This window comes from Nocardioides sp. (assembly GCF_034670285.1).
Taxonomy (GTDB): domain Bacteria; phylum Actinomycetota; class Actinomycetes; order Propionibacteriales; family Nocardioidaceae; genus Nocardioides.
The window spans coordinates 1-4,364 of sequence record NZ_JAXMNS010000330.1; the positions used below are offsets into that span (position 1 = coordinate 1).

General features: G+C 70.9%; 4 protein-coding genes. 1 reads left to right on the top strand and 3 read right to left on the bottom strand.

The annotated features are described in order from the left end of the window. The coding region (locus VOI19_RS15085) for an SRPBCC family protein (RefSeq protein WP_323793787.1) at positions 1 to 768 on the top strand (768 nt) is incomplete at its 5' end. Between the two features lies 1 nt (position 769). Here the strand turns inward: VOI19_RS15085 and VOI19_RS15090 are convergent. The 3 genes from VOI19_RS15090 to VOI19_RS15100 all read right to left on the bottom strand — a co-directional run bounded on the left by VOI19_RS15090 (position 770) and on the right by VOI19_RS15100 (position 4,333). Next, positions 770 to 2,089: an MFS transporter gene (locus VOI19_RS15090; RefSeq protein WP_323793788.1), complete on the bottom strand. Its 1,320-nt coding sequence runs from the start codon at positions 2,087 to 2,089 to the stop codon at positions 770 to 772. Positions 2,090 to 2,173: 84 nt separating this feature from the next. Then, positions 2,174 to 3,679 carry an NADP-dependent phosphogluconate dehydrogenase gene (gene gndA / locus VOI19_RS15095; RefSeq protein ID WP_323793789.1) on the bottom strand — a complete coding sequence of 502 codons (1,506 nt, stop codon included), beginning with the start codon at positions 3,677 to 3,679 and terminating at the stop codon, positions 2,174 to 2,176. Between the two features lie 39 nt (positions 3,680 to 3,718). Next, positions 3,719 to 4,333 (bottom strand): alpha-ketoglutarate-dependent dioxygenase AlkB, encoded by a 615-nt coding sequence (locus VOI19_RS15100; protein WP_323793790.1) that lies wholly within the window; start codon positions 4,331 to 4,333, stop codon positions 3,719 to 3,721. Between the last annotated feature and the right edge of the window lie 31 nt (positions 4,334 to 4,364).

A 4,364-nucleotide genomic window follows, 5' to 3' on the forward strand; every position in this document is an offset into this window, starting at 1 on the left:
GGCCATGACGAGCGCGTCGTCTCCGTCCGAGGGGCGCCCGTGGATCTCGAGCACCGCTTCACCGTCCCGACCGGCGTCGAGGAGACGTGGACGCACTTCCAGGACCTCGCGGCCCTGGCCGAGTGCTTCCCCGGCGCGACCCTGACCGACTCCGACGACACGTCGTTCTCGGGCTCGGTCAAGGTCAAGCTGGGCCCGATCGCCCTGGTCTACAACGGCTCCGGCACGTTCGTCGACAAGGACGAGGAGTCGCACACCTTCCAGGTCGAGGCGAAGGGCAAGGACAAGCGTGGCAACGGGACGGCGGGCGCCAAGGTGCTCCTGTCGATGACCGGCACCCCCGACGGCTCCACCGAGGTGGAGGTGGTCACCGATCTCGCGATCACCGGCAAGCCGGCCCAGTTCGGCCGCGGGGTGATGCAGGACGTCTCGGACAAGCTCCTGGGGCAGTTCGTCTCCTGCCTGGAGCAGCGGCTCTCGGGTGAGCCGGAGGGCGCCGCCGACACCACAGGTGTGGGCGACGCCGTACCGACTCCGACCGCCGAGGCAGCCGCCGCGACCACCGAGGTGGCTGCCCCTGCAGCTGCCGCAACGGTGGCGGCGGCTGCCCCGAAGGGGGCCCCTCCCCAGGGGCAGGACGATGCTCTCGACCTCGGCGCAGCCGTGCTGCCCGTGCTGCTGAAGGGCTACTGGAAGCAGGCGCTCGCGGGGCTGGTCGCCGTCGCGCTCGTGGGTCGGGTGGTGCGGGGGCTGCGCAGGCGCGGCTGACTCAGATCGCGACGGGGCCGTCGACCGGGTGCGCCTCGGGCTCCGCCAGCCGGATGCCGTTGACCTCGGGCGGCAGGTGCGGCTCGACCCACCAGATCGCGATCGCCCCGACGGCCAGCGAGCCGACCACCAGCATGCCGATGTAGACCCCCGCAAGCCCGTGGCCGATCAGGAAGCCGGCCGTGACCGGGGCGATGATGCCGGGCAGGCTGAAGGACGCCGAGCTGAGCGCGTTGTAACGCCCTCGCAGGTGGTCGGGCGCCAGGTCGTTGACCAGCGCGGGGATCGTGGGCTGGAGCAGGGTCTCGCCGATGCCGAACACCGAGGCGCAGCCGGCGACGAGCAGGGTGGCTCCGACCGTGCCGGAGACCAGGCCGCTGGCCCCGAGGAACAACCAGGCCGCTGCCCACACCAGGCCCATCGCGGCGATGACGCGGGTGCGTCGCAGACCCTCGATGCGACCGAGCACGAACAGCTGGAGCACCACGATCACGGCGGTGTTGGCGGCGAAGGCGAAGCCGAGACCACGGGTGGAGACGTCGCCGATCGCGCGGGCGTAGGCGGGCATCCCGGTGTTGAGCTGGGCGTAGCCGACGAAGGCCGCCACGAAGCCGAGCACCATCACCGGAGCCACCGCGGGACGACGCAGCACGGCGAGGTAGGAGACCTGCTCGACGACGACCTCCGGGTCGTGCACCGGGCGCCCGGCGACGTGGCGCAGCGGCCCGAGCAGCAGGATCAGCGCGGGCACATAGCTGGCTGCGTCGATGGCGTAGATCGCCTGGAAGGTGATCGTGCGGTCGATGTCGACCAGGAAGCCACCGGTGATCCCGCCGATCCCGATGCCGAGGTTGAGCAGCGCGAAGTTGATGCCGAAGTAGCGCTGGCGGTGCTCGGTCGGGACGATCGCGGCGATCAGGCTCTGCACGGCCGGCCAGGCGATGCCGAACGCCACCCCGCTGAGGGCCAGGCCGACAGCCGCGATCGGGATCGTGTCGGCCACGACCAGGGTGAGGTTGCCCGCGATGAGGAGCACCTGCGTGCCCACCAGCATCACCCGGGCGCCGAAGCGGTCGATGAGCACGCCGCCCGGGCCGGTCAGCAGGAAGCCGGCGAGCGGAGGCAGGGCGAGCAGGAGCCCGACGTCGCTGAGCGCGAAGCCGCGCACCTCGTTGAGGTAGACGACGTGGAACGGCAGGACGAGACCGGTGCCGAGGAACTCCACGACCACGATCGACAGCAGCAGCCGACCTTCGCGGGGGAGGTCGTGCCAGAAGGACCGGAGGCTGGTGCGGGGCCCGGCGACGGGGGAGATGCTCATGAGGCGCCGATCTTCTCAGGGCCTTGTTCCGGTCTGGACCACCGGGCAGCGTGACGCTGTACGTCCACGCGTCGTGGGCGTGGGCTACTGCTCGCTCTCGCTGAGGTCACCGGACCACGCGGTGTGGAACGTGCCGGATCGGTCGACCCGCTTGTAGGTGTGGGCGCCGAAGTTGTCGCGCAACGCCTGGATGAGTGCGGCGGGCAACCGTTCGCGGCGCAGGCCGTCGAAGTAGGCCAGGGATGACGAGAACGCCGGCGTCGGGATGCCGCCCTGTACGGCGGTGGTGACCACGCGGCGCCAGGCGTCGACGCCGTCCGTGACCGCGTCGGCGAAGAACGGCGTGGTCAGCAGGGTGGTGAGGTCGGGCTCGTCGGCGTACGCCTCGGTGATCCGGCCGAGGAAGCGCGCACGGATGATGCAGCCGTCGCGCCAGATCTTGGCCACCTCGCCGAGGTCGATGTCCCAGCCGTGCTCCTCGGCCCCGGCAGCGATCTGGTCGAAACCCTGCGCGTAGGCGACGACCTTCGAGGCGTAGAGCGCCGCGCCGAGGTCGTCGACGAAGACGTCGACGTCCACCTCGACGCGGTCTCCCTCGGGGGTCGTCGAGAACATCTCGCGTGCTGCCGCGCGTTGCTTGGTGTGGCCCGACAGGCTGCGTGCGAACGTCGCCTCGGCGATGCCGGTGATGGGCACGCCGAGGTCGAGGGCGCACTGCACCGTCCACCGACCGGTGCCCTTCTGAGCCGCGGCGTCGGCGACGACGTCCACGAACGGCGTGCCCGTCTCTGCGTCGGCGTGGCGCAGGACGTCGGCGGTCATCTCGATGAGGAACGACTCCAGCTCGCCGTCGTTCCAGCCGGCGAAGACGTCGGCGATGGCAGCGGGCTCGAGCCCGGCGGCCGAGCGGAGCAGGTCGTAGGCCTCCGCGATCAGCTGCATGTCGGCGTACTCGATGCCGTTGTGGACCATCTTCACGAAGTGGCCGGCACCGCCCTCGCCCACGTGGGCGCAGCAGGGCTCGCCGTCGACCACCGCGGCGACGGACTCGAGGATCGGCCCGAGCCGCTCGTAGGCCTCGTCGCTGCCGCCGACCATGATCGAAGGACCTTCGAGCGCGCCGACCTCGCCGCCGGAGACGCCGGTGCCGACGAAGTGCAGGCCGTGCTCGGCAAGGGCGTCGGTGCGTCGCATCGTGTCGGTGAAGTGGGCGTTGCCGCAGTCGACGACGATGTCGTCGGCGTCGAGCAGGGGCACGAGGTCGTCGATCACCGCGTCGGTGGCATCGCCTGCCTTGACCATGACCAGGACCACGCGCGGACGCTCGATCGCGGCGACGAAGTCCGCCAGCGACTCGGTCGCGACGAACGTGCCCTCCTCGCCGAACTCCTCCACCAACGCCGTCGTCTTCTCGGGGCTGCGGTTGTGGACGGCGATCGCGTGGCCCTGGCGGGCGATGTTGCGGGCCAGGTTGCGGCCCATCACGGCAAGTCCGGTGAGTCCGACCGTGGCGGTCCCGGTGGCGATCCCGTCGGCGGTCCCGGTGGCGGTGCGGTCGGTGGTGCGGTCGGTGGTGCTCGAGTCGCTCATGGGTCCACCCAACTCGCGTCGGCCGCCGTTGGCTACACCCTAGAAAACGTTGAAGGGCCGGAACTGCACCGAGATGCGCGGCCCGGCGTGGGCGACCTTGGGCACCGCGTGCTCCCACGTGCGCTGGCACGAGCCCCCCATGACGACGAGGTCGCCATGACCCATCTCGACCACCACGGCGTCGCCCCCCGAGCGCGGGCGCAGGTGCAGACGTCGTGGGTCGCCGAGGGAGACGATCGCGACCATCGTGTCCTGGGTCGAGCCACGACCGATCGTGTCGCCGTGCCAGGCCACCGAGTCGCGACCGTCGCGGTAGTAGCAGCACCCCGCGGTGCGGAAGGGCTCCCCGAGCTCGTCGGCGTAGTGGGCGCTGAGCGCGTCGCGGGCCACGGTGAGCAGCGGGTGCGGGAGGTCCTCGCCGATCATGAAGGTGTGCAGCAGCCGCGGCACGTCGACCAGGCGGTCGTACATCTTGCGTCGCTCCGCCTTCCATGGCACCTCCTCGACGAGGGTCGTGAAGACGTCGTCGGGCGCGGCGAGCCAGTTGCGTGCCACGTCGATCCAGGCCCCCTGGCCGAGGTCGCGGCGCTCGAGCCGAGTCAGGTCACCGATGCTCTCGGCCGGTGCCTCGAAGAGAGTGGTCTGGAAGTCCATGCGGAGCAGCGTAGTCGTGCGTCGAACAGAT